Source organism: Sphingomonas melonis DAPP-PG 224 (assembly GCF_000379045.1).
Taxonomy (GTDB): Bacteria; Pseudomonadota; Alphaproteobacteria; order Sphingomonadales; family Sphingomonadaceae; genus Sphingomonas; species Sphingomonas aquatilis.
Genome location: NZ_KB900605.1, coordinates 1,177,768 through 1,203,302, shown reverse-complemented (window position 1 = coordinate 1,203,302; position 25,535 = coordinate 1,177,768). Strand labels below are relative to the sequence as shown.

Annotated in this window: 28 protein-coding genes and 1 tRNA gene; 16 read left to right on the top strand and 13 right to left on the bottom strand. The window is 68.3% G+C overall.

Annotation, left to right across the window (positions count from 1 at the left end):
• Nucleotide 1: 1 nt before the first annotated feature.
• The 9 genes from SPHME3_RS0106005 to fliS all read left to right on the top strand — a co-directional run bounded on the left by SPHME3_RS0106005 (nucleotide 2) and on the right by fliS (nucleotide 6,773).
• A complete protein-coding gene (locus tag SPHME3_RS0106005; RefSeq protein WP_017980128.1) occupies nucleotides 2–940 on the top strand; it encodes a flagellar motor switch protein FliM in 939 nt (312 codons plus the stop codon).
• Nucleotides 937–1,227: a flagellar motor switch protein FliN gene (gene fliN, locus SPHME3_RS0106000; RefSeq protein ID WP_017980129.1), complete on the top strand. Its 291-nt coding sequence runs from the start codon at nucleotides 937–939 to the stop codon at nucleotides 1,225–1,227. The genes SPHME3_RS0106005 and fliN overlap by 4 nt, the downstream gene beginning before the upstream one ends.
• A 12-nt stretch (nucleotides 1,228–1,239) precedes the next feature.
• Nucleotides 1,240–1,494 carry a flagellar biosynthetic protein FliO gene (locus SPHME3_RS0105995; protein ID WP_017980130.1) on the top strand — a complete coding sequence of 85 codons (255 nt, stop codon included), beginning with the start codon at nucleotides 1,240–1,242 and terminating at the stop codon, nucleotides 1,492–1,494.
• The gene (fliP, locus tag SPHME3_RS0105990) at nucleotides 1,491–2,390 is read left to right on the top strand and encodes a flagellar type III secretion system pore protein FliP (protein WP_017980131.1); all 900 of its coding nucleotides are present in this window, start codon (nucleotides 1,491–1,493) and stop codon (nucleotides 2,388–2,390) included. The genes SPHME3_RS0105995 and fliP overlap by 4 nt, the downstream gene beginning before the upstream one ends.
• 110 nt (nucleotides 2,391–2,500) lie before the next feature.
• On the top strand, nucleotides 2,501–2,770 hold the full coding sequence (gene fliQ, locus SPHME3_RS0105985; RefSeq protein WP_017980132.1) for a flagellar biosynthesis protein FliQ: 270 nt from the start codon (nucleotides 2,501–2,503) through the stop codon (nucleotides 2,768–2,770).
• Between the two features lie 141 nt (nucleotides 2,771–2,911).
• Complete coding sequence (gene fliR, locus SPHME3_RS0105980) at nucleotides 2,912–3,682, top strand: flagellar biosynthetic protein FliR (protein WP_017980133.1); 771 nt, start codon at nucleotides 2,912–2,914, stop codon at nucleotides 3,680–3,682.
• Nucleotides 3,682–4,821 carry a flagellar type III secretion system protein FlhB gene (flhB, locus tag SPHME3_RS0105975; protein WP_017980134.1) on the top strand — a complete coding sequence of 380 codons (1,140 nt, stop codon included), beginning with the start codon at nucleotides 3,682–3,684 and terminating at the stop codon, nucleotides 4,819–4,821. The genes fliR and flhB overlap by 1 nt, the downstream gene beginning before the upstream one ends.
• Nucleotides 4,822–4,872: 51 nt before the next feature.
• Nucleotides 4,873–6,375 carry a flagellar filament capping protein FliD gene (fliD, locus tag SPHME3_RS0105970; protein ID WP_017980135.1) on the top strand — a complete coding sequence of 501 codons (1,503 nt, stop codon included), beginning with the start codon at nucleotides 4,873–4,875 and terminating at the stop codon, nucleotides 6,373–6,375.
• A complete protein-coding gene (gene fliS / locus SPHME3_RS0105965) occupies nucleotides 6,375–6,773 on the top strand; it encodes a flagellar export chaperone FliS (RefSeq protein ID WP_017980136.1) in 399 nt (132 codons plus the stop codon). Before fliD ends, fliS begins: the two co-directional genes overlap by 1 nt.
• A gap of 212 nt (nucleotides 6,774–6,985) precedes the next feature.
• Here the strand turns inward: fliS and SPHME3_RS0105960 are convergent, their stop codons facing one another.
• Genes SPHME3_RS0105960 through argH form a run of 5 tightly spaced genes read right to left on the bottom strand, consistent with a single transcriptional unit; the run spans nucleotide 6,986 to nucleotide 11,561 of the window.
• Nucleotides 6,986–7,939 carry a zinc transporter ZntB gene (locus SPHME3_RS0105960; protein WP_017980137.1) on the bottom strand — a complete coding sequence of 318 codons (954 nt, stop codon included), beginning with the start codon at nucleotides 7,937–7,939 and terminating at the stop codon, nucleotides 6,986–6,988.
• Entirely contained in the window at nucleotides 7,936–8,697 is a 762-nt protein-coding gene (locus SPHME3_RS0105955) for a precorrin-2 dehydrogenase/sirohydrochlorin ferrochelatase family protein (protein WP_018250610.1), read from the bottom strand. The genes SPHME3_RS0105960 and SPHME3_RS0105955 overlap by 4 nt, the downstream gene beginning before the upstream one ends.
• Entirely contained in the window at nucleotides 8,694–9,956 is a 1,263-nt protein-coding gene (gene lysA / locus SPHME3_RS0105950) for a diaminopimelate decarboxylase (protein ID WP_017980139.1), read from the bottom strand. Before lysA ends, SPHME3_RS0105955 begins: the two co-directional genes overlap by 4 nt.
• 7 nt (nucleotides 9,957–9,963) lie before the next feature.
• Nucleotides 9,964–10,197: a hypothetical protein gene (locus SPHME3_RS0105945; RefSeq protein WP_017980140.1), complete on the bottom strand. Its 234-nt coding sequence runs from the start codon at nucleotides 10,195–10,197 to the stop codon at nucleotides 9,964–9,966.
• Nucleotides 10,194–11,561, bottom strand: a complete 1,368-nt coding sequence (argH, locus tag SPHME3_RS0105940; RefSeq protein WP_024310344.1) for an argininosuccinate lyase — start codon at nucleotides 11,559–11,561, stop codon at nucleotides 10,194–10,196. The genes SPHME3_RS0105945 and argH overlap by 4 nt, the downstream gene beginning before the upstream one ends.
• Before the next feature lie 16 nt (nucleotides 11,562–11,577).
• Here argH and SPHME3_RS0105935 point away from each other — a divergent pair, with 16 nt between their 5' ends.
• Nucleotides 11,578–12,159 (top strand): TlpA family protein disulfide reductase, encoded by a 582-nt coding sequence (locus SPHME3_RS0105935; RefSeq protein WP_017980142.1) that lies wholly within the window; start codon nucleotides 11,578–11,580, stop codon nucleotides 12,157–12,159.
• Between the two features lie 153 nt (nucleotides 12,160–12,312).
• Here the strand turns inward: SPHME3_RS0105935 and SPHME3_RS0105930 are convergent, their stop codons facing one another.
• From SPHME3_RS0105930 to SPHME3_RS0105920, 3 genes are all read right to left on the bottom strand, one after another.
• Entirely contained in the window at nucleotides 12,313–12,870 is a 558-nt protein-coding gene (locus SPHME3_RS0105930) for a hydrolase (RefSeq protein WP_017980143.1), read from the bottom strand.
• A gap of 6 nt (nucleotides 12,871–12,876) precedes the next feature.
• Nucleotides 12,877–13,761, bottom strand: coding sequence for a DUF429 domain-containing protein (locus SPHME3_RS0105925; RefSeq protein WP_196801616.1), 885 nt, complete (start codon nucleotides 13,759–13,761; stop codon nucleotides 12,877–12,879).
• A tRNA-Gln gene (locus SPHME3_RS0105920) sits at nucleotides 13,748–13,821 on the bottom strand. The genes SPHME3_RS0105925 and SPHME3_RS0105920 overlap by 14 nt, the downstream gene beginning before the upstream one ends.
• Before the next feature lie 181 nt (nucleotides 13,822–14,002).
• Here SPHME3_RS0105920 and SPHME3_RS0105915 point away from each other — a divergent pair.
• Both SPHME3_RS0105915 and SPHME3_RS0105910 read left to right on the top strand, forming a co-directional pair.
• Nucleotides 14,003–15,025: a Ppx/GppA phosphatase family protein gene (locus SPHME3_RS0105915; protein WP_017980194.1), complete on the top strand. Its 1,023-nt coding sequence runs from the start codon at nucleotides 14,003–14,005 to the stop codon at nucleotides 15,023–15,025.
• 10 nt (nucleotides 15,026–15,035) lie between these two features.
• Nucleotides 15,036–15,707 (top strand): RlmE family RNA methyltransferase, encoded by a 672-nt coding sequence (locus SPHME3_RS0105910; protein WP_017980195.1) that lies wholly within the window; start codon nucleotides 15,036–15,038, stop codon nucleotides 15,705–15,707.
• A gap of 604 nt (nucleotides 15,708–16,311) precedes the next feature.
• Here SPHME3_RS0105910 and rpoZ read toward each other — a convergent pair.
• A complete protein-coding gene (gene rpoZ / locus SPHME3_RS0105905; protein ID WP_017980196.1) occupies nucleotides 16,312–16,656 on the bottom strand; it encodes a DNA-directed RNA polymerase subunit omega in 345 nt (114 codons plus the stop codon).
• A 320-nt stretch (nucleotides 16,657–16,976) separates the two neighbouring features.
• Between rpoZ and SPHME3_RS0105900 the strand changes: the two genes are divergently transcribed.
• A complete protein-coding gene (locus SPHME3_RS0105900; protein WP_017980197.1) occupies nucleotides 16,977–18,146 on the top strand; it encodes a phospholipase D-like domain-containing protein in 1,170 nt (389 codons plus the stop codon).
• Between the two features lie 7 nt (nucleotides 18,147–18,153).
• Here the strand turns inward: SPHME3_RS0105900 and SPHME3_RS0105895 are convergent, their stop codons facing one another.
• Entirely contained in the window at nucleotides 18,154–18,639 is a 486-nt protein-coding gene (locus SPHME3_RS0105895; RefSeq protein ID WP_017980198.1) for a MarR family winged helix-turn-helix transcriptional regulator, read from the bottom strand.
• A gap of 90 nt (nucleotides 18,640–18,729) precedes the next feature.
• Nucleotides 18,730–19,341, bottom strand: a complete 612-nt coding sequence (locus SPHME3_RS0105890; protein WP_017980199.1) for a class I SAM-dependent methyltransferase — start codon at nucleotides 19,339–19,341, stop codon at nucleotides 18,730–18,732.
• Between the two features lie 197 nt (nucleotides 19,342–19,538).
• Here SPHME3_RS0105890 and SPHME3_RS0105885 point away from each other — a divergent pair, with 197 nt between their 5' ends.
• Nucleotides 19,539–19,877 (top strand): antibiotic biosynthesis monooxygenase family protein, encoded by a 339-nt coding sequence (locus tag SPHME3_RS0105885; protein WP_017980200.1) that lies wholly within the window; start codon nucleotides 19,539–19,541, stop codon nucleotides 19,875–19,877.
• Nucleotides 19,874–21,169 carry an MFS transporter gene (locus SPHME3_RS0105880; RefSeq protein WP_017980201.1) on the top strand — a complete coding sequence of 432 codons (1,296 nt, stop codon included), beginning with the start codon at nucleotides 19,874–19,876 and terminating at the stop codon, nucleotides 21,167–21,169. Before SPHME3_RS0105885 ends, SPHME3_RS0105880 begins: the two co-directional genes overlap by 4 nt.
• 121 nt (nucleotides 21,170–21,290) lie before the next feature.
• On the opposite strand, the gene SPHME3_RS0105875 is transcribed toward SPHME3_RS0105880, so the two are convergent.
• A complete protein-coding gene (locus SPHME3_RS0105875; protein ID WP_017980202.1) occupies nucleotides 21,291–23,582 on the bottom strand; it encodes a CDC48 family AAA ATPase in 2,292 nt (763 codons plus the stop codon).
• A 307-nt stretch (nucleotides 23,583–23,889) separates the two neighbouring features.
• On the opposite strand from SPHME3_RS0105875, the gene SPHME3_RS0105870 reads away from it, so the two are divergent.
• Nucleotides 23,890–24,777: a LysR substrate-binding domain-containing protein gene (locus tag SPHME3_RS0105870; RefSeq protein WP_017980203.1), complete on the top strand. Its 888-nt coding sequence runs from the start codon at nucleotides 23,890–23,892 to the stop codon at nucleotides 24,775–24,777.
• Nucleotides 24,778–24,950: 173 nt separating this feature from the next.
• Here the strand turns inward: SPHME3_RS0105870 and SPHME3_RS0105865 are convergent, their stop codons facing one another.
• Nucleotides 24,951–25,421 carry a peptidylprolyl isomerase gene (locus SPHME3_RS0105865; RefSeq protein ID WP_017980204.1) on the bottom strand — a complete coding sequence of 157 codons (471 nt, stop codon included), beginning with the start codon at nucleotides 25,419–25,421 and terminating at the stop codon, nucleotides 24,951–24,953.
• Nucleotides 25,422–25,535 lie beyond the last annotated feature (114 nt).

The following is a 25,535-nucleotide window of genomic DNA, read 5'->3' as shown; positions in this document are numbered from 1 at the left end:
CATGGTTAACGCCGCAGCAACCACCGAACGACGGACGCGCGATCGCGCCACCGCCGCGCATGCGTCGGTGCTGGGGGCGGCGAAGCTCAATCCGTTCGGCGACCTGCACACGCTGCAGCATCTGTCGGCCCGCTATGCCCGCACCTTGCGCGGCGTGTTCGAGCCGGTGCTGCGGCGCGAGGTGCGCACCTGGGCCGAGCCTTTGGTCGTGCAGCGGTTCGCGGATTACCGGTCGGAACGGCCCGAGGGGCTGACCGCCTGGCTGCCGATGACGATGGCGCCCAATGCGACGAACGGCCTGTGCGTGCTGGACGGCGTGTTCGTGCTGGAGCTGCTCGATCTGTTCTTCGGCGGCACCGGCACCGCGCCGGCGGTGATGCCGGCGGAATTCTCGCCCGCGGGCGAGGCGATGGTGACGCGGCTGGGCCAGTGGATCGCCGCGCCGCTGCGCAACGCCTGGGAGCCGCTCGCGCAGATCGACTTCACGCCGACCCGCGTCGAGATCAACGCCGCGATGCTGGCGATCGACGGCGAGGATGCGATGATCGTCACCCGTTTCGGCATCGCCGCGGGCGATGCGAAGCCGGTGTTCATCGACCTGCTGTATCCGGTCACGACGCTGAAGCCGCATGCCCCGACGCTGACCGGCAAGGTGCTGGAAAAGGCCGACGCCAATCCGGTGTGGCGCAATTCGCTGACGCGCGCGGCGCTGGGCGTGCGCTTCCCGATCCGCTCGGTCCTCGCCGAACCCGTCGTGCCGCTGTCGCTGCTGATGGACCTGAAGCCCGGCGACGTCATCCCGATCAGCTTCGGCCCCGAAGTGCCCGTCATGGTCGGCAGCGGCCGGCTGGGCATGGGGACCGTCGGCACCTCGAACGGCCATGCGGCCGTCCGCCTCACCCATCTCGACCGTATCGACGACGAAGGATTCGACGCATGAACGACATGACCGGCAGCTTTCCGGTGGAGGGTGGCGTCGCCGCCAATTTCCGCCTGCTCCAGGATGTCGACGTCAAGCTGACCGTCGAGATCGGATCGACCCAGCTGACGCTGCGCGAGCTGCTGGCGCTGGGCGAATCGAGCGTCATCGAGCTCGACCGCCAGGCGAACGAACTGCTCGACGTGTTCGTCAACGGCACGCTGATCGGCCGCGGCGAGGTGGTGACGGTGGGCGACCGCTTCGGCGTGCGCATGACCGAGCTGGTTTCGCCCGACAAGCGCGCCTGAGGACACGACGCCATGATGTGGTCCTATATCCTGAAGCTCGTCGTCCTGCTGCCGCTGGTGTGCGGCCTGATGATCGGCTGCCTGTACCTGTGGCGCCGGATCGAGACGCGCATGCCCGGCAAGCCGACCAACCGGCTGATCGCGGTCAAGGAAACGATGATGATCTCGCCGGGCCTGCGCCTGGCCGTGCTCGATTTCGAGGGCAAGCGCCTGCTGGTCTCGGTCGGCCGTGGCGGCGTCAACCTGATCGACAAGGTGGACCAGTGAGCCCGACGGTGACCCGGCTGGGCCATGGCCCGGCGCTATTCAAGACCTCGCGCCGCCGCGACGCCAATGCCGGCGGCCGCAGCGCGCACAAGTGGATCTGGGCGATCCTGGCGATCGCGCTCGCGCTGCTGATCGCGGTGCCGGCCTTCGCCCAGGCCGCGCCGGCCGCCCCCGCCACGGCGCCCGCGCCGGGCGTCGGCGATGCGGTGGACCGCGCGCTCGGCCAGCTGAGCTCGGGTGCGGCATCGGGGGGCACGCAATCGGCGCCGCTGTCGCTGTCGCTCCAGGTCCTCATCATCATGGGCCTGCTGACGATCCTGCCGGGCATCCTGCTGATGATGACCAGCTTTACCCGGATCGTCATCGTGCTCGCGGTGCTGCGTCAGGCCTTGGGCCTGCAACAGACGCCGCCGAACCAGGTACTGATCGGCCTCGCCCTGTTCCTGTCGCTGTTCGTGATGGCACCGACGATCAGCCAGATGAACCGCGACGCGATCCAGCCCTATGCCGCCGGCCAGCTCGCCGGCACGCAGATGATCGAGCGCGCCGGCGCGCCGCTGCACGCCTTCATGGTCAAGCAGACGCGGATCAAGGACGTCACGATGTTCGCCGACATGGCGAAGTCGGGCCCCTATGCCAGCCCGAAGGACATTCCCTTCGCTGTCCTGCTGCCCGCGTTCGTCACGTCGGAGCTGAAGACCGCATTCCAGATCGGTTTCCTGATGTTCCTGCCCTTCATCGTCATCGACCTGGTGGTCGCGACGGTGCTGATGGCGCTCGGCATGGCGATGCTGTCGCCGACGATCATCTCGCTGCCGTTCAAACTGCTCTTGTTCGTGCTGGTCGATGGCTGGGCGCTGACGATGGGTAGCCTCGCCAACAGCTTCGCGACCTGACCGCGTACTTCCGTTCGTGCTGAGCCTGTCGAAGCACGGTGAGACACAGGGCCTTCGACAGGCTCGGGCCGAACGGTGCGGGCTTGGCCACCGCCACAGGACACGAGACGATGGACGCCGATTACTTCCTCACCGTCGCCAACCAGACGATGTGGGTGCTCGCCCTCGCCAGCGCGCCGATCCTGATCCCGGCGCTGCTCGCGGGTCTCATCCTCGGCATGATCCAGGCCGCGACGTCGATCAACGAACAGACGCTGAGCTTCGTGCCCAAGCTGCTGGTCGTCGCGTTTTCGATCATGATCTTCGGCAGCCTGATCCTGGGGCTGCTGAGCGACTTCACCGTCGGCATGTTCGAACGCATCCCGGATCTGGTGAAATAATGATCTCCCTCTCCCATCGGGAGAGGGAAGGGGCCCGCCCGGCGCAGCCGGGTGGGAAGGGTGAGGGCGTCGCGCGCCTCTCACCCTCACCCTTCCGCGGCTCCGCCGCTCCCTCCCTCTCCCACAGGGAGAGGGATTGAGATGTTAGGATTCGGCCTCGCCATCGAACCCAAGCTGTGGGCGCTCATCTTCGTGATGGTGCGCGTCGGGGCGGCGTTCATTCTGGCGCCGGTGTTCGGCGCGGTGGCGATTCCGCTGCCGGTGCGCGTCGGGCTGACCGGCGCGGTCGGCATCTTCGTGCTCGCTGTCCATCCCGTCGCACCGCCCGCACAGGTGTTCGCGGTCGCGACGTTCCTGTCCGTCTTTTCCGAAGCCTTGGTCGGCGCCGCGATCGGGTTCATCCTGCAGATCGCGTTCGCCGCGCCGATGGTCGCCTCCGAAATCATCGGCGGGTCGATGGGCATCGGCTTCGCATCGTCGATCGATCCGCAGAACGGCCGCTCGTCGCCGGCGCTCGGCCAGTTCTTCACGATCATGCTGACGCTGCTGTTTCTGTCGGTCGACGGGCACCTGGTGCTCGTGCAGCTGCTGGTGAAGAGCTATGAGACCATGCCGCCGGGCAGCTGGATTTCGACCGATCGGCTGAAGGACATCGCCTTCTTCGGCGGCTATGCGTTCCTCGCCGGCCTGCTGCTGGCGCTCCCCGTCGGCTTCCTGCTGCTCTGCCTCAACCTCGTCGTCGGCATGGTCAGCCGCGCCGCGCCATCGCTCAACCTGTTCTCGGTCGGCCTGCCCGCCAGCCTTGCGGTCGGCGTCGTCGCGCTCGCCGTCGCCTTCCCGGCGATGGGCGACTATATGCTGGTCATCATCCGCGAAGGCCTCGCCGCCACCGATACGCTGGTGAACGGCTGATGTCGGGAGGCGGCGACAAGACGGAAGCGCCAACCCAAAGGCGCAAGGAAAAAGCCGCCGAAGACGGCAATATCCTCAAGTCCAAGGATTTCGCGACCGCCCTCGTCGTCATGGCGGGCGTCGCCTGGCTGATCTTCGCCGGCCCGTCGCTGATCGCCGCCTGCAAGGCGGTGATGACCGCGAGCTTCCAGTTCGACCGCACCGACGTTGAGGATTTCTCGCCGTGGCGGCCGCTGCAACAGGCGGGGTGGAAGCTGCTGCCCTCGCTCATCACGTTGTTCGCGGTGAGCGTGATCGCGACGATCATCAGCTCGGCGGGCCTCGGTTCACTGACGTGGAACAACAAGCTGATCGCGTTCAAGGGCGAGCGCATCAACCCCGCGTCGGGCCTGAAGCGCATCCTGGGGCCGCAGGGGTGGATCGAACTCGGCAAGTCGCTGCTGAAGGTCGTGCTGCTCGCGGTGATCGGCGGCTATATGCTGTGGAAGTCGAGCCGCACGACTTTGGGCCTGTCGTCGTCCAGCCTGGGCGAGGCCGTGGGGGCGCTGGGCGGCACGTTCACCGGCATCATGATCGCCATGGCCGCCGGCCTCGTCGCGATCGCGCTGTTCGACGTGCCGATCCAGATCATCCAGCTGCTGTCCAAGCTGAAGATGACCAAGCAGGAGGTCCGCGACGAGCATAAGGAAACCGAAGGCTCGCCCGAGGCCAAGGGCCACCAGCGCAGCGTGCAGCGCGCGATGGCGAAGGGCGGCGTGCGCAAGGCGGTGGCGGAGGCGCATGTCGTGCTCACCAACCCGACGCACTTCGCGGTGGCACTGCGCTACGATCGTGGGCGCGACCAGGTGCCTGTGGTCGTCGCCAAGGGCCGCGGCGCGACTGCGCTCGCGATCCGCGAAGTGGCGGGCGAGGCGCGCGTGCCGATCCTGGAATATCCGATGCTCGCCCGCGCCATCTACTACACCACGCGCGAGAACCAGGAGGTCCGCGACGATCTGTACGTCGCGATCGCCACCGTGCTCGCCTTCGTCTTCAACCTGAACGCCGCGGCGGGCGGCACCGCGCAGCCGCCGGTCGAGGTGCCCGAAAGCGCGCGGTTCGACGAACACGGCATCAAGATTTCGGCGAAAACCCCTTAACCTTTGCACGGCGGCGGCCGTTAATCCTGATGAAGCGCGTGGAGTAGACCAGTGGCCAGCACCGTAGGCAGCAGCACATCGACGCCGACACCGACGCCAACCCCGGCGCCCGCGTCGACGACGAGCCTGACCAAGAATGCGGCGCAGAGCCTGCTGACCTCGCTCAACGCAGGCTCGGGCATCGACATCGCGACGCTGGTCCCGGCGCTGGTGCAGGCGCAGTTCGCTGCCAAGACCGCCGCGCTGACCGCCAAGAACGACACGCTGACCGCGCAAATCTCGGCGACCAGCACGCTGCGCAACACGATCTCCAACTTCTCGACCGCGCTCGCCAGTCTGAGCTCCGGCGGCACGTTGCAGACGCAGCCCGTCAGCTCGAACACCAGCGCGCTCGGCGCGACCGCGATCGCGGGGGCGAAGGTGGGCCAGCTGTCGTCCAGCGTCTCGATCCAGGCGCTCGCGACCGCGCAAGGATCACGCTCGGCGAAGATCGACGATCGCACCGCGACGATCGCGACCGGCAAGATGACGCTGACGTTCGGCACGGCGACGTACAGCAGCGACGGCACGCAGATGACCGACTTCACCGCGGGCAGCGCCCCGACCGTGTCGATCGACGTCACCAACGGCAGCCTCGACGGTATCGCCAGCGCGATCAACGGCGCGAAGGCGGGCGTGACCGCGACCGTCATCACCGATGTCGACGGCAAGTCGGTGCTGTCGCTGAAGGGCACGACCGGCGCCGCGCAGGCCTTCACGCTGAAGGCGGACGATGCGGACAGCAAGCTCAACCAGTTCAACATCGGTAAGAACACCGGCACGCTGACCGGCACCGCGGCGAATGCCAAGCTGACCGTCGACGGCGTGCAGGTGCAGCGCGCATCCAACACGGTCAGCGACCTGGTGTCGGGCGTGACGTTGCAGCTCAATGCGGTGACGACCAGCGCGGTGTCGCTCACCAGCGTGCGGCCGACCAGCGCACTGGCGCAGGCGGTCGGCGATTTCGTCGACACCTACAACCAGGTGTTCGCCAGCGTGAAGGGCGAGATCGACCCGACGAACGGCGACCTGAAGGGCGATACCGCCGCCGCGACGCTGATGCGCTCGCTCCAGGCGCTGACGACCAAGGGGCTGGTGTCGGACGATGGCAGCGGCGCACCGACGACGCTCGCGCAGCTGGGCGTCGCGACCAATCGCGACGGCACGCTGAAGGTCGACACGACGACGCTGAACCGCGTGCTCGCCGCCAATCCCGATCAGGTCGAGGCGATGTTCGCCAGCACGTCGAGCAATGCGCTCGGCCTCTCCAGCACGCTGTCGAGCATCTCGCTGACCACGTCGAGCAGCATCTACGGCCTCGGCGCATCGGCGACCCGTTATACGCAGGCGAAGAGCGATCTGGCGAAACAACAGGATCAGGTCTCGCTGTTGTCGGATGCGATGAACAAGCGGCTGACGCAGCAATTCTCGTCGATGAACAGCAAGGTCAGCGCGTACAAGTCGACGCAGACCTTCCTCGACAACCAGATCAAGGCTTGGAACAAGAGCAACTGATGGCTTACGCGACCGCACTTTCGGGCGACCCCTATGCCACCTATCGCCAGATCGACGTCGTCGGCCGCACGGCCGAGGCGCAGGGCCCGGGCCTCGTCCAATTGCTCTACGAAGAGCTCATCTCGGCGCTGCGCGCGGCGGCCTGGGCGATGGACAACAACCAGCTGCGCACCAAGAGCGAGCGCGTGACGCGCGCGACCGCGATCCTGTTCGCGCTGGAATCGGGCCTCGATTTCGAACGCGGCGGCGAGGTGTCGAACACGCTGGCGCGGCTCTATGCCGGAATCCGCCGGACGGTGGTGGACGCGTCGGTCGGCTCCGATTCGGCGCCGTTCCGCGATGCGGCGAGCAGCCTGTCCGAGATCGCGGAGGCGTGGCGCACCGCGCGCGCGGCGTAAAACCTCATTCCTCCCCCGCCAGGGGGAGGTGGCGCCGCCAAAGGCGGTGACGGAGGGGGAGGATACGGCGAACGCGCCGCATGTGCCCCCCCCTCCACCACCCGCTTCGCCGGAGTAATGGGTCGGATCGTCCCCCGGACGATCCTCGAACGTGCGGGGCACGTTCGACCCATCACTCCCCCCTCCCCCGCTAAAGCGAGGGAGGAATTAGATTACTTCTGAAACCAGTGCTGCTGGACGAAATAGCCCAGCACCGTCACGGTGATCAGCCCGCACAGCCCCATGATCGCATCGAACGCCCAAGGCTCCTGCGCATAGGGCAGATGCGCGACGTTCATGCCGTACAGGCCGGTGATGAAGGTGAGCGGCAGGAACACCATCGCGACGATCGAGATGATGAGCGAGCGGCTGTCGATCTGCTCGCTCCTGAGGTCGGTCAGCGCCTCGTGCATCAGCGATGCACGTTCGCGGATCGCCTCCAGCTCCTCCGCCATGCGCGCGGCGCGGTCGGCGGCAGCGGACAGGTGGCGGCGATCGTCCTCGGCCAGCCAGGCGCCGGGCAGTTCGGCGAGCTTTTCGAGCGCGGCGCGCTGCGGCGACAGGAAGCGGCGATAGCCGATCGCGGCGACGCGCACGCGCGTGACGGTGCGGCGCAGGTCGAAGACGCGATTGGCGTCGAGCCGCTCCTCGCAATCGTCCAGCTCGTCGCCCAGGTCCGCGACATGCGGATCGAGGTCGGCGGTGATCGCGGTGGCGAAGGCGGAGATGAGGTCGCCCGGATCGGCGACATGGCCCGATTCCACCTCCTTCTCGACCGCATCGACCGCGTAGAGCGGGCGGCGGCTGACCGAATAGACGTGGCCCTTGATCGCCCAGATGCGGACCGAGGCGAGCGCATCGCCGCTGGTCTGTTCGTCGCTGGAACGGCCACGCAGGTTGAGCAGCGCGCCCTGTTCGAACGCCTCGCAGCGCGGGCGCGTCTCCATCGCGGTCAGCGCATCGACGACATAATCGTCCAGCCCCGCCGCGTCGCGCAGCCAGATCTGCGCGCGCTCCTCGGTGGTGTTGAGGTGCACCCACACGAAGTCCGCCGAATCGGCCAGCGCCTGCTTGACCGCGACGCGCTCCGCCGATCGGCCGTTGATGCGATATCCGAAGCCGCTCATGCCATCTCCAGCTCGACCGTCAGGCCGTCGTGCGCCGCCATAGCCTCGCCCCACGCCTCGCGCACCGCATCGGCGCGGGCGCGGTCGAGGATCGCCGCGGGCACGCCGGGGTGGAAGACGACGCGATCGGCATTGGCGAGCCAGCGTGCCTGGCGCAGCGTCAGCGCGTCGGGATCGGGTGAGGCGAGCGCGATACGGACACGCCCCTGCTCGATCGCCTGCCCGCCCGCGATCCAGCGCGGCACGTCGGCATCCTCGCGCATCGGATCGAGCGCGCCGCCCGCGGCCAGCGCCGCACCGAGCGCACGCCGCCGCGTGGCGCCATCGGGATAATGCGCACGCAGCGCGGCGCGGGCATGATGCAGCTGGTCCGCCAGCCGCCCGAGACCCGCCGGCAGCAGCGCCTCCAGCCGCTGGCGCAGCGCCGCGGCGAGGCCCGCCGACACGCCACCAGTGCCGATCGCGATGAGTACCGGCGCGCGGTCGATGATCGCCGGCGTGGTGAAGTCGCACAACGCCGGCCGGTCGACCGCATTGACCAGCAACCCGCGCGCCTTGAGCCGATCGACCGCGGCCAGCGCCTCACCTTCGTCTTCGATCGCCACCACGGCGAGCGCCGCCGCCGCGTCCTCGCCGACGATCACCGCGCCCGCGCGCTCCAGCAGCCGCCGCTTGGCATCCGCTGCCTCGCCCTCGCCCAGCAGGATCACCGGGCGGCCCGCCAGCCGGACGAACAGCGGCAGGCTGTGGAGGCTCACGCCTTCAGCCACTCCGGCACGCGCTCGGCGGCGAGGATCGTCTCGGCGGCGATGCGATCGGCGACGACGGCATAGCGGTCGCCATCGACCAGCACTTCGGGGACGAGGTCACGGCTGTTGTAGGTCGAGGCCATCGTCGCGCCGTACGCGCCCGCGGTGCGGAAGACGGCGAGATCGCCGCTCTTCACCGCATCGATCTCGCGGCCCATCGCAAAGGTGTCGCCGCTTTCGCACACCGGGCCGGCGATGTTGGCGGTCATCCGCTCGCCCGTCGGGGTCACCGCGTCGAAATCGTGCCACGCATCGTACAGCGCGGGGCGGGCGAGGTCGTTCATCGCGGCATCGACGATGACATAGGGGTTAGTGACGCCGGGCTTCACCCAGACGACTTCGGTCAGCAGCACGCCCGAATTGCCGGCGATGACGCGGCCGGGTTCGAACATCAGCTCGACGTCCCAGCCCTGGGTCGCGCGCGCGACCATCGCGCCATAGTCCGCCGGGCTCGGCAGCACGTCGCCGGCCTTGTAGGGGACGCCGAGACCGCCGCCGAGGTCGACGCGGGTGATCGTGTGGCCGCGACGGCGCAGTTCGGCGACCAGCTCGCCGATACGGCGATACGCCTCTTCGAGGCGCGACAGGTCGCTCAGCTGGCTGCCGATGTGGCAGGCGACGCCACGCAGGTCGAGCCCGTCGAGCGGTGCCAGCCGGTCGAACATGTCGGGGGCCTGATCGATCGGCACGCCGAACTTGTTCTCGGCGCGGCCCGTGGAGATCTTGGCATGCGTGCCGGCATCGACGTCGGGGTTCACCCGCAGCGTCGCGGGCGCGCGCTTGCCCTTGGCATGGGCGATCTGCGCGAGGACGACGCCCTCTTCCTCCAGCTCCAGGTTGAACTGGCCGATACCGGCGTCGATCCCGCGCGCGAGTTCGGCCCGCGTCTTGCCGACGCCCGAAAACACGATGTCCGCCGCCGGGATGCCCGCCGCAAGCGCACGCGCCATTTCGCCGCTCGAGACGACGTCGGCGCCGTAACCCTCTTCGGCGAGAACACGCAGCACGGCGAGGTTGGGATTGGCCTTGATCGCATAGGCCAGATGGATGCGGCCGACATGCTTCAGCCCCTCGCGGAACACCTGCGCGTGACGGCGGAAGGTGTTGGTCGAATAGACGTAGACGGGGGTGCCCACCTCTTCGGCGATGCGGGTGAGCGGCACGTCCTCGCAGTGGAGCACGCCATCGCGATAATCGAAATGGTTCATGGATGTATCAGTTCGGCGGGAGGTCGAATTCGTCGCTGCGGCGGGCTTCGGACTGTTTGAGCAGTTCGTCGCTGCGCTGCGGCCGCTGCTGCGTCGTCGGGGTGAGCAACTGGTTCGCGGTCGGCGTCGCGGTCGCGCCATAGGGGGCGGGCGGCAGTTTCGCGCCGGGCGCGGGCTGCAATTCCTTGGCGGCGCCGCAGCCGGCGAGCGCCAAAGCCAGGAGCGGGATCAGGCGCTTCATGACAGGCTCTCCCGCGCCGCCCGGATCGCGGCGCGCACATTGGCGGGCGCGGTGCCGCCGAAGCTCGTCCGGCTGGCGACCGAGGCGTCGACCGACAGCACGTTGTACAGGCTTTCGTTCACCCGAGTGTCGATCGCCTGGAATTCGGAGAAAGGCAGTTCGTCGAGCCGCACACCCAGTTCCTCGGCGCGCTTCACCGCGCGCCCCGTGACGTGATGCGCCTCGCGGAACGGCAGCCCCGCCTCGCGCACCAGCCAGTCGGCGAAGTCGGTCGCGGTGGCGAAGCCGCTCTCGGCAAGGCCGCGCATGCGATCGGTGCGGAAGGTCGCGCTTTCGACCATGCCGGTCATCGCCGCGATCGAGAGGCCGAGCAGGTCGTGCGCCTCGAACACCGGCGGTTTGTCGTCCTGCATGTCCTTCGAATAGGCGAGCGGCAGGCCCTTCATCGTCACCATCAGCGCGGTCTGGCAGCCGAGGATGCGCCCGGCATGGCCGCGGACCAGTTCGGCCGCGTCGGGATTGCGCTTCTGCGGCATGATCGAGCTGCCGGTCGACCATTGGTCGCTCAAAGCGACGAAGCCGAACGGCTGCGACGCCCACAACACGAACTCTTCGGCGAGGCGGCTGAGATGCAGCGCGGTCTGCGTCGCACACGTCAGGTAATCGAGCGCGAAGTCGCGGTCGCTCACCCCGTCCAGGCTGTTGCGCGTCGGCCCGTCGAAGCCGAGCGCTGCCGCCGTCATCTGCCGGTCGAGCGGGAAGCTGGTGCCGGCAAGCGCCGCGGAGCCGAGCGGGCACAGGTTCATGCGCGCGCGGGCATCGCGGAAGCGCGAGATGTCGCGCGCCGTCATTTCGACATAGGCCATCAGGTGATGGCCCAATGTCACCGGCTGTGCGGATTGCAGGTGGGTGAAGCCGGGCATCACCGCATCGGCATGCTCCTCGGCGCGGGTCAGCAGCGCGTGGGTCAGGCCGGTCAGCGCCGCCAACACCTGGTCGATCGCGTCGCGCACCCACAGGCGGAAATCGGTCGCGACCTGATCGTTGCGGCTGCGCGCGGTGTGCAGGCGGCCGGCGACGGGGCCGATCGCCTGCGCCAGCTTCGCCTCGGTCAGCATGTGGATGTCTTCGAGGGCGAGATCTTCGGGCACGCCGTTCGCGGCATAATCCGCGGCGACCGTGTCCAGCCCCGCGTCGATCGCGGCGGCATCCTCGGCCGATACGATGCCCTGTTTTGCCAGCATCGCGACATGCGCCTTCGATCCGGCGATATCCTGACGCCACATCCGCTTGTCGAAGGGGATCGAGGCGTTAATCTCGCGCATTACCGCAGCAGGGCCTTCGGCAAATCTGCCGCCCCACATCGAATTGGAACCGCTCATGTCCGCACGCGTCGCGATCGTCTGTCTCCTGGCGCTGATGGCCGCAGGCTGCGATAGGCAAAGCGCCGCCCCCGGGCAAGCGGACACGGCCGATACGAACACAGCGTCGCCCGACGAAGCGACGGCTCCGGCCGCCACGACCGCGCAGGTCGGCATCGACCGCAGCCATGCCGGCGAGGCCGCGCCGAGCACGCCGTTCAAGGGGCCGGACGGCAAGCCCACCACCCTCGCTGCGTTCAAGGGCAAGCCGGTGCTCGTCAATCTGTGGGCGACGTGGTGCGGACCGTGCATCGCCGAACTGCCGACGCTGGAGGCGCTGGCGAAGCGCGGCACCGTGCGCGTCGCGGCGATCAGCCAGGATACGCAAGGTGCGGACAAGGTGCCCGCGTTCCTGAAGGCGCATGGCGCGCCATCGCTGACGCCCTACGTCGACGATCAGATGGCGCTGTCGCTGGGGTGGAACGCGAACCTGCCGACGACCGTGCTGTTCGATTCGGCGGGCAAGGAGGTGTGGCGCTGGAAGGGCGGCAACGACTGGGCCGGCGCGGACGCAGCGAAGCTGATCGCGGAGGCAAAGTAAGGGGTCTTTCCAGACGACCCGCCACCCCGGGACTGGTTCCGGGGTCCACTCTGCGGCGAGGGGGATAGCCAGAGGCTTGAAGCGATCCCCCCGCGGCACGGTGGATGCCGGAACGAGTCCGGCATGACGAACGTGTGAGGCGAAGCCCTCGCGCTACCCCAGCGTCACGGCGTCACTCTGAACTACCCGAGCAATCTGCGGCAGGATATGCTCGATCGCAAACGCATGCAGCTCCGCCGAGCGCGAGGTCGAGGCGTCCTCGACGATCACCACATCATACGACAGCTCCCAGGCACTGCGCGCGGTCGATTCGACGCCGAAGTTCGTCGCGATGCCGGCAATCACCACCGTCTTTACCCCGCGCCGCCGCAATTGCAGGTCCAGGTCTGTGCCGGTGAACGCGCCCCAATGGTGCTTCATCACGACGATGTCGCCGTCCTGCCGCAACCCCTCGACCAGCGCATGGAACGCAGGCGGCGTACCCTCGGCGGGCAGGCGCGGCTGATCGACAGTGCGACTCGGCATCGTATCGGGCGTGAACCCGACATGGACCAGCACCACCGGCGCGCCCGCGGCGCGGAAGCGTTCGGCCAGCGCTTTGCCGCGCGCCACGACATCGGCGGCGCTGTGCGGCCCCTTGTCGCCGGCGACGATGCCGTCCTGCAGGTCGATGAGGATGAGCGCGGTGGAGCGGGGATCGAACGTCGGCATGGCCGTTCAACCGGCGAGCGGCCCCGCCGTTCCGCCCTCGCGCGGCACCCAGATCGCCGACTCGGCGTCGCCATAGGCGTCCGCCTGCCCGCCGAGCGCGGTGATCCCCACCCAGGCGCAGACGATCGCGTCGATCATGTCTTCGTGCGCCTTGCGCGCGACACCGCTCGCGTCGTCGGGCAGAGGGGGCAGCGCCGCCTCCACGCCATCGATCCGGGTCGCCAGCAGGCCCACGATCCGCGCCCATTCCGCCGCCAGCAACACGCGCCGCGCGGCCAGCGATTCGTCCGGCCAATAGGTGCGGGTCTTCGACGCCTTGTACGGCAGCCGCCGTGGCGCCTGCGCGAGCACGACCAGCGCCGGGTGCGGATAGACCTCGATCAGCCCGCCGGTCTGCGCCGCGTCGGTGCGCAGTGGATAACCCGCATCTTCGAACCCTGCTCGCAAGCCGTCGGAGAGCGGCCCCGGCCGCATCGCGCTGGGCGAATGCGTGCCGCAATAGCGCCCGCCGAACGCGCGCGTGATCGCATTGTCCGACGCGCGCCGCGCGACGATCGGCGTGCGGGCCAGCGGCATATCGATCGCGACCAGATCGACCCGCGCACCCGCCAGCGCCTCGGCCGCGGCGAGTAGCGCAGGCGCATCCGGCGACGATCCCCGCGGCGGCGCGTCGCACGCCACGCCGGCCGCTTGATTCAGGAAATGGTCGTAGGATGGCGCCGCCGCGCGCAATCGCCAGCGCTCGGCCTCCAACACCGCGAGCGCGACGCCGCTCGGCTGCCCCGCGGTCCACGCGGCATCGATCCCCAGCGCGACCTGCGTAGGGGTGGGATCAACATCAGCGATGGGAAGGACGCTCGTAGGAGCAGGTGGTAAGTGGATGCCCGACAAGGATTCGAACCTTGATTGACGGAGTCAGAGTCCGCTCTCTTACCATTAGAGGATCGGGCAACGAGGGCCGCGCATCTAGGCGGGCACCGTGGGCCTGTCAACAGGGCAAATTGCTCGCCTTGTCGCAAGGGCTTGTACGCGCTACCTAGAGGACAAGCACCGAGCGGGGCGTTCATCCCCGTGACGGCAGAACAGAAACAGATAGAAAGTCACCACGGCTATGGGGGATCGTTCCGCCCGAATGCCGTACCGGCAGGCCCCGCCTGCCCGTTCGGCGCCGAGCCGACCGCAACGCGGTCGCTGGTCCGATGCGCAGGCCTTTGCCGCGCTCGACCTCGGCACCAACAATTGCCGGTTGCTGATCGCCCGGCCGCAGGGCGATGGCTTCGCCGTCATCGACGCCTTTTCGCGCATCGTGCGCCTCGGCGAAGGCCTCGCCGCGACCGGCCGGCTGAGCGACGCCGCGATCGAACGCACCATCGCCGCGCTGCGCGTCTGCGCCGACAAGTTGAAGCGCCGCAACGTCACGCTCGCGCGCTCGGTCGCGACCGAAGCGTGCCGGCGGGCGAGCAACGGGCAGGATTTCATCGCGCGCGCGCTCGCGGAAACCGGCATCCACCTCGACATCATCTCCGCCGAGGAAGAGGCGCGGCTGGCGGTGCTCGGCTGCCATGCTCTGATCGAACCGGGCGACGACCCCGCGCTGATCTTCGACATCGGCGGCGGCTCGACCGAACTGGTGCTGATCGACACGACGCGGGGCAGCATGCCGCGCGTGCTCGACTGGCATTCGGCGCCCTGGGGCGTGGTGTCGCTGACCGAACATGCCGGCGGCGGCGAGGGCGAAGGCGGCCGCCTCGCGGCGTACGAGCGGATGCGCGGCATCGTCGCGGACAGTTTCGCCGACTTTGCCGCCCGCTTGCCCAAGAACGTCCGGCGCCCGCGCCTGCTCGGCACCAGCGGCACCGTGACGACGCTCGGCAGCGTCCATCTGGGGCTCAGCCATTACGACCGCGCGCAGGTCGACGGCCTGATCGTACCCGCCGATGCGATGCGGCGAATCAGCGCCGATCTGTCGCGCAAATCGGTGAAGGAGCGCGCGCAGCTCGCCTGCATCGGATCGGAACGCGCCGACCTGGTGGTCGCAGGCTGCGCGATCCTCGAAACGATCCTCGATTTGTGGCCCGCGGAGCGGCTGGGCATCGCCGACCGCGGCATTCGCGAAGGCATCCTGCGCCGCCTGATGGGCAGCCCCAGACCATGAGTGTCATGACATGAGCAGAGACGGCGGCGGCCTGCGCACCCGCGTCAAGACCGCGCGCGGCCGCACCGCGCAATCGACGCGCTGGCTCGAACGCCAGCTCAACGACCCCTATGTCCGCCGCGCCAAGGCGGAGGGCTATCGCAGCCGCGCGGCGTACAAATTGCTCGAACTCGACGAGCGGTTCGGGATCATCCAGGGCAAGCGCCGCGTCGTCGACCTCGGCATCGCGCCGGGCGGCTGGAGCCAGGTGATCCGCCGCCGCGTGCCCAAGGCGGCGGTGGTCGGCATCGATCTGCTGCCCGTCGATCCGATCGACGGCGTCACCATCTTCCAGATGGACTTCATGGACGATGCCGCGCCGGGCGTCCTGATGGAGGCGCTGGGCGGCGCACCCGACCTGGTGATGTCGGACATGGCGGCGAACACCGTCGGCCACCCGCAGACCGACGCGCTGCGCACCATGGCGCTCGTCGAAACCGCACTCGCCTTCGCGGTCGACGTGCTGGAAAAGGGCGGCACCTTCGTCGCCAAGGTCTTTGCGGGCGGCGCCGATGCGCAATTGGTCGCCGAGATGAAGCGCAACTTCCAGACGGTGAAGCACGCCAAGCCGCCGAGCAGCCGCAAGGGTTCGGTGGAATGGTTCGTCGTAGCGCAGGGGTTCAAGGGCAGGTCAGCGGAATAGCCACGCTATTCCGCGTCGCGGACCTGCCCACGGCCAGCGTCGCGAACGCGACGACTGACGACGCGGCTTCGCCGCGGCGGGGCCTTGCGCGACGCTCCAGCCGTCATCCCACAAAGACCCCAACCTCCGCTGGGGTGACGATAGTGGTCGGGGCTTGGAACGCCGACTCCTCCGCATTCCTCCCCCGCCAGGGGGAGGTGGCAGCGCAATAGCGCTGACGGAGGGGGAGGATACGGTGACGGCAGCGTTCGCGGAACCGCCCCTCCACCACCGGCTGCCGCCGGTGGCTCCCAGCGCAGGGTCGATCATGCCCCCCGCATGATCTTGGATTGCTGGGAGAAATTCAACCCTGCACTCCCGCTAACGCGAGGGAGGAATTGTATGCCCCCAAACCCACCCGCCGCGGCGAAGCCGCGTCGTCAGTCGTCGCTTCGCGACGCTGGCCGTGGATCGGCTCGCGTCGCCGACGAGCTGCGCTCCTCGGCTAGCCGATCCCCCAAACGCAAACGACGCGGCAAAGCCGCGTCGTCAGTCGGGCTGAAGCCCGCTGGCCGTGGACTGGTCCGCGACGCGGATTAGCCGAGGCTTATCCGCTGACCAGTCCTCACCCGTCGTAATCGGCGCCGAGATTCTGGTTCCGCGGCGGCGCAGCGGCGGTCAGGCGGAGCGCTTCGGCCGAAGCGGCAAGCGAGCCGACGGCGTCGACTTCATCGTCGTCGTCGATCTGGACGCGCTGCAGGCTGTTGACCACTGCCTCTTCCAGATGATCGGGGCGGACCAGCTCATCGGCGATTTCGCGCAGCGCGACGACCGGGTTCTTGTCGCGATCGCGATCGAGCAGCAGTTCCGCGCCGCCCGAAATCTGCCGCGCGCGCTGCGCAGCGAACAGGACCAGGTCGAAACGGTTGGGGATCTTGTCGACGCAATCCTCGACGGTAACGCGCGCCATGGACGCTTTCCTTCGCAAATACCGATTCAGTAAGGGGCGGCGTGTAGGCGGAGGCTGTGGGTAAAGTCAAGGAAATCGGGGGCGCGGGGATGCGGACGTGTCGCAGGTGAGCGCCGCTGGCCCCACCCAATCCGTCACCCCGGACTTGGTCCGGGGTCCACTAGGCCGCAGGGGAGGAGAAAGAGGCTCCAACCACCCCCCTAGCCGCAGAGTGGACCCCGGACCAAGTCCGGGGTGACGGCGTGGGTGGGCTGAGGTCACGTTCATAACGTCTCACCCTTACTTGCCACCTGGCGCACCGACGGGCACAGACGAGCGCGATGGATGCGCCCGCTCCCCAGCCGACCTTCGCGGTCGATGGCAATCGGCTGACGCTGCTCGATACCGGCCCGCGCCGCCTCGACGCGCTGCTCGCCCTGATCGCGGGCGCGGCCCATTCGCTGCGCATCCTCTATTACATCTACGCCGACGACACGACCGGACGCCGCGTCAATGCCGCGCTGATCGCCGCAGCGGAACGCGGCGTCGACACCGCGCTGATCGTCGACGGCTTCGGCAGCGAAACCGACGACGCCTTTTACGCGCCGCTGCGCGAGGCCGGCGTATCCGTGTGCCGCTTCGCGCCGCGGTTCGGCCGCCGCTACCTGCTGCGCAACCACCAGAAGCTGGCGCTCGCCGATGCGGGGCAGTCGGGCGAGCGGATCATCATCGGCGGGTTCAACGTCGAGGACGATTATTTCGGCACCCCCGCGCAAGAAGCGTGGCGCGACCTGGGGCTGCTGGTCGAGGGGCCGGCCGCGGGTCGGCTGGCCGGCTATTTCGACGCGCTGCACGACTGGCTGCGGCTGCCCAAAGGCAAGGTGCGCCCGCTCAACAAGGCGCTGGCGCGGTGGAGCGAGGCGCATGGCGACACGCGCTGGCTGATCGGCGGGCCGACGCGGCGCCTGTCGCCCTGGGCCCGCGCGGTGCGCGACGACCTGCGCCGTGGCAAGCGGATCGACATCATCGCCGCCTATTTCACGCCCTCGCCCACCATTCTGCGCCGCCTGGACAAAGCGGGGCGGCGCAAGGCGAAGGTGCGCGTCGTCACCGCGTCCAAATCCGACAACAACGCGACGATCGCGGCGGCGCGCTTCACCTATGCGGGCCTGCTGCGCAAGGGCGTCGCGCTGTACGAATATCTGCCGACCAAGCTGCACACCAAACTCTACGTCATCGACGACGTCGTCTATGTCGGATCGGCCAATTTCGACATGCGCAGCCTGTTCATCAACATGGAGCTGATGCTGCGCGTCCACGACGCCGCCTTCGCCGCGCATGTCCGGACCTATATCGAAGGCGAGATTGCGCGATCGCAGCCGATCACGCGCAGCTGGTACAAGGCGCATACCGGCGTGCTGCAGCGCCTGCGCCAGTTCGCCGCCTATCTGCTGATCGCGGTGGTGGATCCCAGCGTGTCGCGCGGGCTGAACTTCGGCGTCGACGACTAGCCGCGCGTCACCGGCCCAGCGCGTCGATCTGCGCGCGCGCCTCTGCGGGGATCAGCGCCTCCATCACCGCCCAATAGCCCGCCACCGCCTCTTGCCCGGCATAGCTGTACGCCTTGGCCATGCGGTCGCGCTGTTCCTCGAACAAGGCGGTTTCCAGCGCGATCCCCTGTTCCGTCAGCCGCAACAGGCGCTGGCGGCGATCGACGTCCCCGGCGCGCATGCAGACGAGATCGCGATCGACCAAATCCTTCATCACCCGGCCAAGCGACTGTTTGGTCACCGCCAGCAACAGCAGCAGATCGCCGACGGTGACGTCGGGGCAGCGCCCGATGAAATAAAGCGCCCGGTGATGCGCGCGCCCCAGGCCCAGTTCGGCCAGCTTTTCGTCCGCCGTGCGCAGAAACCGCGTCTGGGCGAACATCATCAATTCCATGCCGCGGCGGATCGCGGTGTCGCGCAGGAACAGGGCAGAGGAATGCTTCGGAGCGTCCATATCGGACGCGATTAGCTTAAGCCGCGATGCAGGAAAAGGGCCCGTATCGGCAAAATCGTTTGATTGTGTCGCTACAGGCCGCGCTGGCGATCAATCCTTCCACGCCCAATACAGCTGCGCAGGGGGTACGTTCCACCATTCCATGTCATGATCGATGTTGGTGAAATGGGGGGTGAGGAAGTCCTTCACCTTGGGCGAGAATTGATAAACCAGGAACGCGCCACCGGTGCGGATGACGCGATGCGTCGCCGCGGCGATCGCCGGGCCGACGCCGGCGGGCAGCGTCGAGAAAGGCAGGCCCGACAGCACGTAATCGGCATGGTCATGCCCGCGTTCGCGCACGATCCGCTCGACGTCCGCCGCCGATCCTTCCACCGCGACGAAGCGCGAATCCGTGATGGTGTGGTCGAGGTAGCGGATGAAATCGGGGTTGGTGTCGATCGCGATCAGCGTCGCGTCGGGCGCCATCCGCTCCAGGATCGGGCGGCAGAAGGTGCCGACGCCGGGACCATATTCGACGAACAGCTTGCACGCCGACCAGTCGACGGGCGCAAGCATCTTGCGGATCAGCTTGTCCGACGATGGGATGATCGACCCCACCATCACCGGATGCTTCAGGAAGCCCTGAAAGAACATCGCGACCGGGCTCGGCACGCCGGTGCCACGGGTACGGCGCCTGGCGGCGGTGGTCGAAGAGGGCATCGGCTTCCTGTCGTTGATCGCGTGTCGGGACCCCGCGCAGGACCGCGCGGAAAATACCCCGTGCCACGTTTCCCGAACGCGTTTCAAGACATGCGGTTGCGTCGCCCCCTGCGGTTCGTCGCAGCGAGCGCTCCCGAGACACAGCTTGCCCTGCCCCGTCGCCGGACTAGGAAGGGGATCACGGAGGGGAAGAAACCATGGCGGAGCAACGGTCTGGCAAGGTCGCTGTGATCTTTACCTCGCAGCGCAACGGCGCCGACGCGGCGGGCTATGACGCGGCCGCGGCGGCAATGGCGGCGCTGGCGGCACGCCAGCCGGGCTATCGCGGCGTCGACAGCGTGCGGGGCGCCGACGGCGCCGGCATCACGATCAGCTATTGGGCGGACGAGGCGGCCGCGATCGCCTGGCGCGACCAGCCCGACCATGCCGCGATCCGCGAGGCGGGCCGGGCGCGTTGGTACGACCGCTATCAGGTCATCGTCTGCGCCGTGACGCGCAGCTATGCCTGGGACCGCGCCGGGCGCCGCGCCGCATGACCGGCCGGACCCGCGGCCCGATGGACCGGCGCTTTGCGCTCATGTTCCTCGTCATGCTGACGATCGCGGCGGGCAATACCGCGCTGCAATCGATCCTGCCCGCGCTGGGGCGCTCGCTGAAGGTCGCCGACAGCGCCGTCGCCGCCGCCTTTTCGGTATCGGCGCTATTATGGGTGATCGCCGCGCCCTTCTGGGCGAACCGGTCCGACCGGCACGGGCATCGCGCGATGATCCTGCTGGGCGTCGGCGGCTTTTCGGTGTCGCTCAGCCTGTGCGGCCTGTTCCTCGCCGCCGGGATCAACGGCTGGATCGGCGGCACCGCCGCCTTCGGCCTCTTCATCGCCGGCCGGCTGATCTACGGCACGTTCGGCTCCGCCGCGCCGCCCGCGGTACAAGCGCTGGTCGCCGGCGAGACGAGCCGTGAGGATCGCACGCGCGCCCTCACCCTGCTCGCCAGCGCCTTCGGCCTCGGCACCATCCTGGGGCCGGCGATCGCGCCCTATCTGCTGCTCGGCCATATCGGCCGTGTCGAGGTGGGGCTGGCCGGCCCCGCCTTCGTCTTCGCGGTGTTCGGCGTGGGCGTGTGGATCACGGTGCGTGCGATCCTGCCCGACGACCGGCGCGCGGCGTTCCACGAACACGGCACTTCCTCGGCCTATCCCTCGATTGGCGGCGCCCCCACCGGCGCGACCGTCGCCGCCGCGACGCAGCCGCATAGCGAGCATGTCGGCTATCTCGATCCGCGCGTGCGCGCCTGGATGATCGCGGGACTGGTGATGGGCCATGCGCAGGCGATGACCAGCCAGGCGATCGGTTTCCTCGTCATCGATCGCCTGCACATCGCGCCCGCGCTGGCGCTGGAGCCGACCGGCATCGTGCTGATGATGGGCGCGGGCGCGGCGCTGCTGGTGCAATGGGGGGTGATCCCATTGCTCGGCCTGACGCCGCGAAGGCTGGTGCTGGTGGGGCTGGTGCTCGCCGCGGCCGGCGTGGCGCTGACCGGGCTGGCGACGTCGCTGTACGGTATCGCCACCGCTTATGCGCTGGCGAACCTGGGCTTCGGCTTCACGCGGCCCGGGTTTACCGCGGGGTCGAGCCTTGCCGTCGGACCCGCCGCGCAAGGCTCGGTGGCCGGCAAGGTGACGAGCGTCAACGGCGCGAGCTTCGTGCTCGGCCCCTCGATCGGCGTCGGCCTGTACGAACTGTCGCGGCCGCTGCCGTATCTGACCGCGGCGGCGGCGCTGGTGGTGCTGTTCGTGTACGCGTGGGTGGCGTTGCGGGAGCGGGCCTGATCCGCGCGCCCAAGAACCGTTCGCCCTGAGCCTGTCGAAGGGCACCTTTCCTTAGACGTAACGCCCGTGGAGAGGCGGGCTTCGACAGGCTCAGCCCGAACGGTTTTGGCGCGTTTGCGCCTCAGTCCGCGCCCTTCGGCCCGCGCGCGCGGAGCTGTCCGGGGGAGATGAAGCCGATCGGCTGGATCGCCGCCGCATCCTGCTTCAGCTGCGCGGCGATCTTCTCGTAATCCTTCTCCATCTCAGGCGTCACGCTCGCCCGCGATTCGGTCAGCGCCGATTCGAAGTCCGCCATCGTCACCGCGGTCGACTGCAACGATCGCCGCAGCGCGACCAGGCCGGCGCGGCGCACCACGTCTTCCAGATCGGCACCGGTAAACCGGTCGGTCTGGCGCGCGATCGCATCCAGATCGACATCGTCGGCCAGCGGCATCTTCTGCGTCTGGATGCCCAGAATGCGCCGGCGCCCCTCCTGATTGGGGACACCAACATAGACCAGCTCATCGAACCGCCCCGGTCGCAGCAGCGCGGGGTCGATCAGGTTCGGCCGGTTGGTCGCGCCGATGACGACCACCGACTGTAATTCCTCCAGCCCGTCCATCTCGGCGAGGATCGTGTTGACCACGCGCTCGGTCACCTGCGGCTCACCAAGACCGCCGCCGCGCGCGGGCACCAGACTGTCGAGTTCGTCGATGAAGATCACGCACGGCGCCACCTGCCGCGCGCGCTGGAACAGGCGCGTAATCTGCTGCTCGCTCTCGCCATACCATTTCGACAGCAGGTCGCTCGACTTGGTGGCGATGAAATTCGCCTCCGCCTCGCGCGCCACCGCCTTGGCGAGCAAGGTCTTGCCCGTGCCCGGCGGGCCATAGAGCAGGAAGCCCTTGGCCGGCCGGATGCCCAGCCGACGGAAGGCATCCGGGTCCTTCAGCGGCAGCTCGACGCCTTCCTTCAGCCGGTTCTGCGCCGCATCCAGCCCACCGACATCGTCCCAGCGCACGCGCGGCGCCTCGACCATCACCTCGCGCATGGCGCTCGGCTGGACGCGCTTCAGCGCCTCGAGGAAGTCCTCGCGCGTCACCGACAGCTCGTCGAGCACCTCGGCCGGGATCGTCCGCTCTTCCAGGTTCAGCTTGGGCATGATCCGCCGCACCGCTTCGATCGCCGCCTCGCGGGTCAGCGCGGCCAGGTCGGCGCCGACGAAGCCATAGGTGGTGCGCGCCAGTTCGACGAGATCGACCTTGTCGCCCAGCGGCATGCCGCGGGTGTGGATGCCCAGGATTTCGCGACGGCCGCGCTCGTCGGGCACGCCGACGACGATCTCGCGATCGAAGCGGCCCGGCCGACGCAGCGCTTCGTCGATCGCCTCCGGCCGGTTGGTCGCGGCGATCACGACGAGGTTCGCACGCGCCTCCAGCCCGTCCATCAGCGTCAGCAGCTGCGCGACGACACGCTTCTCCGCCTCACCCTGCACGCTGCCGCGCTTGGGGGCGATCGAATCGATCTCGTCGATGAAGACGATCGACGGCGCGCTCTTTGCCGCTTCCTCGAAAATCTCGCGCAGCCGGCCCTCGGACTCGCCATAGGCCGAGCCCATGATCTCGGGGCCGTTGATCAGGAAGAAGGACGCGTCGCTTTCGTTGGCCACGGCGCGCGCGAGGCGCGTCTTGCCGGTGCCCGGCGGGCCATAGAGCAGCAGGCCCTTGGGCGGATCGACGCCCAGCCGCTGGAACAGCTCGGGATAGCGCAGCGGCAGCTCGACCATCTCGCGCAGCTGATCGATCGTCTGCGCCATGCCGCCGATATCGTCATAGGTCACGTCGGCGCGGCGCTGCGTCGGCTCCTCATATTCGGGGCGCAGCTCGACCTCGGTATTCTCGTCGATGTGGACGATACCCTTGGGGCTGGCCGACACCACCGACAGGCGAATTTCCTGCAACGCATAGGCCGGCGCGTTCATGAACTGCTGGATGCCCGGCGGCATGTTGCCGACACGCTGATGCCCCGCGGTCGCGACGACGTCGCCCTGGCAGAGCGGCCGCCCGAAGAAGGTGCGCTTCAGCGCCTGCGGCTGGCCCTGCAAGCGCAGATTGGCCTGCGCGGGCGCGAAGACGACGCGAGTCGCGGGCTTCGATTCCACTTTCCGCACCTCGACGAAATCGCCCGCGCCGACGCCGGCATTGGCGCGTTGCAGGCCATCGATGCGCAGGATCTCGATCCCCTCATCCTCGGGATACGGCCCGACGGCGCGCGCGGGCGTCGACTGCTTGCCGACGATCTCGATCACGTCGCCCTCGCCCACGCCCAGTGCGGCCATCAGGCTGCGCGGCAGGTGCGCCAGGCCGCGGCCGGAATCCTCCGGACGGCTGTTCGCCACCTGGATTTTACGCGTCGGGGTATCGCTGTCGGCCATCCACTCTCGTCCTGCAGGGTGCGTTCGAAGCGCGCGAGATAGGAAGGCGGTTCCGATGGTGCGAGGGTGAAGCTTTTGAAAACGCGTTCACGCGCGTTAGCGGCTCCGGCCTGCTGCGCGCGTTTCGCCGAAAACGCACAAAAAAAGGGCCGGCGAAAACGCCAGCCCGGGAAAGTTTTTAGGAGAGGATGCCTGAAAGGCCCGTCCCCTTTCCTCTCCGCAGCTTTATGTTGCAAGTGCGAAAACATTCGATACGATTGCACAATCTGCATTCGTTGACGCGACACTGGGGCGAGGAAGGACCGCGATGCGCAGATTGCCGCCGCTGGGCGCCATCGAGGCGTTTGTGCAAGTCGCCCGACTGGGGTCGGTGAAGGCTGCTGCCACCGAACTGGCGCTGTCCGCACCCGCGCTCAGTCGCCGCGTGCAGAGCCTGGAACGGTTCATCGGGCGTCCGCTGTTCGAACGCCGCCACCAGGCGATGGTGCTGAACGCGGATGGCGACCGCCTGCTCGGCCAGATCGCGCCGATGCTCGACAGCCTGTCGGATACGATCGAGGAGATGATGGGGCATAGCGACGTGCTCCGCCTGCGCCTCGGCATCCTGCCGCTGTTCGCATCGCAGCGCCTGTTCCCGCGGCTGGGCGAGTTGCGCGCGGCGCATCCGGAACTGCATCTCGATATCGACACCGCCGGCCACGGCATCGCACGGCTGGGCGAAGGCCTCGACGCGGTGATCGCCCTATCGCGCGAGATCGATCCGACGCTGTACGCCAAGCGGCTCGACCGCAATTCGGTCTACGTCATCGGCGCGCGCACGCTGCTGGAGGGACCCGACCCGGTCACCCGGCCCGAACAATTGAGCGGCCTGACCGCGCTGATCCACCGCGAGATGCCCGACAATTTCACCGCATGGCGCGACGCGGCGGGCATCGACCCATCGATCGAGCCGCTGGCGATCGACTATTTCGATTCGGGCGCCTTGATGCTGGAGGCTGCGGCGCAGGGCATCGGCGTCGCCTTCATGCACGAGAGCCATTTCCAGGACGCCCGCGATCCGCGGCTGGTGCGCCTGTTCGATATCGTGGTGGAAAGCCCGTACAGCTATTGGTTCGTCTGCCGCCCCCGCGCGCTGCAACAGCGTCCGGTCCGCATGTTCCACGACTGGCTGATAAGGACGCTGGGCGAAGTTTAACGGTCGGGACGATCAGCGAACGTCCCGTATCCTCCCCCTCCGTCACCGGCTGTGCCGGCGCCACCTCCCCCTGGCTGGGGAGGAATGAGGTTGAAGTCCTCCCCCCCAGGGGGAGGTGGCAGGCCGTATGGCGACGGAGGGGGAGGACACGGCGCCCTCGCCCCCCTAACGGCTTACTCCGCCTTCGCGCTGACGATCTTGCCCGGATTGCGGGGCGGCTCGCCCTTGGGCAGCTTATCGATCAGGTCCATGCCGTCGGTCACTTCGCCCCAGACGGTATACTGGTTGTCGAGGAAGCGCGCGTCGTCGAAGCAGATGAAGAACTGGCTGTTCGCCGAATTGGGATCGCTGGTCCGCGCCATCGAGCAGACGCCGCGGACGTGCGGCTCCTTGTTGAACTCCTGCTTCAGATTGGGCTTCGACGACCCGCCGGTGCCGTCGCCACGACCGCCGTCACCGCCCTGCGCCATGAAGCCCGGGATCACGCGGTGGAACGGCACGCCGTTGTAGAAGCCTTCGTTCGCCAGCTCGCCGATGCGCGCGACGTGGTTCGGCGCCAGATCCGGGCGCAGCTTGATCGTGACGTCGCCCTGTTCGGACCCGGTGTCGAGCGTCAGCGTCAGCGTGGTGAAGGTATCGGCCATGTGTTGTCCTTTATGGTGTTGCCGCAGCAGGTAGTGTCGCTTCGGCCGAAGGGCAAATCCCCGAAGGGTGGCCAATCGTGCCGCAGCGCGGTAGACGCCCCCGATTGCACCACG